We start from the raw sequence: 224 nt of genomic DNA on the forward strand, positions 1-224 counted from the left end.
TCAGTTGCTCTACCAATTGAGCTAAGTCGGCTAAATGGTGGAGGATGACGGGATCGAACCGCCGACCCCCTGCTTGTAAGGCAGGTGCTCTCCCAGCTGAGCTAATCCTCCATTTGCCTGGCAACGTCCTACTCTCACAGGGACAAGGTCCCAACTACCATCGGCGCTAGAGAGCTTAACTTCCGTGTTCGGTATGGGAACGGGTGTGACCTCTCTGCCATCAT

1 tRNA gene and 1 rRNA gene are annotated in these 224 nt (G+C 54.9%); both read right to left on the reverse strand.

From position 1 onward, the window contains the following. Nucleotides 1-35: 35 nt before the first annotated feature. A tRNA-Val gene (locus MR147_RS26945) sits at nucleotides 36-111 on the reverse strand. Between the two features lie 4 nt (nucleotides 112-115). Next, nucleotides 116-224, reverse strand: a 5S ribosomal RNA gene (gene rrf, locus MR147_RS26950); the annotation flags it as partial.

Origin of the sequence: Bacillus cereus group sp. BfR-BA-01350, from assembly GCF_022663775.1 — a bacterium.
In the GTDB taxonomy this organism is placed as follows: Bacteria; Bacillota; Bacilli; order Bacillales; family Bacillaceae_G; genus Bacillus_A; species Bacillus_A paranthracis.